Here is a 568-nt window from a genome sequence, read left to right as displayed (position 1 = left end):
CGGCTTTGAAGACATCTTTGAGCAATTCTTTGGTGGCGGAGGCGGTGGCTTCAGCGGTTTCGGTGGTGGCTTCGGTGGAGGCGGCCGTACGGCTAACCCTAACGCACCGCAACAAGGTGATGACTTACAATACAACATGGACCTAGAATTTGAAGAAGCGATCTTCGGGACTGAAGAAACTGTTTCTTATCGTCGCGAAGTTGACTGTAAAGTATGTGAAGGTTCTGGTGCGGAGCCAGGTACTGCTGTACATACATGTCCTACTTGTTCAGGTTCCGGTGTTGAAAAAGTTTACCAACAAACACCATTAGGTCGTGTGGTTTCTCAATCTGTATGTCATGAATGTTCAGGTAAAGGGAAAATCTATGATCAAGCTTGTCATCATTGTCATGGTGCAGGTCGTGAAACTGAAACGCATAAAGTGAAAGTTAATGTACCAGCTGGGGTAGAAGATGGTCAAAGCATGCGTCTAAACGGACAAGGTAATGCTGGTAAAAATAATGGACCAGCTGGAAGCTTATATGTTGTTTTCCGTGTAAAACGATCTGATACATTCGAACGTGAAGGA

The 568-nt window shown here is 45.2% G+C and carries 1 protein-coding gene; it reads left to right on the top strand.

The window, feature by feature from the left end; translation table 11 throughout:
* The coding region (locus tag ACRCJ0_RS18785) for a DnaJ C-terminal domain-containing protein (protein WP_431391719.1) at nt 1-568 on the top strand (568 nt) is incomplete at both ends.

It is taken from the genome of Aerococcus sp. L_32 (assembly GCF_050689315.1).
The sequence above is the reverse complement of the archived record's forward strand: the minus strand, read 5'-3'. Positions and strand labels throughout refer to the sequence as shown.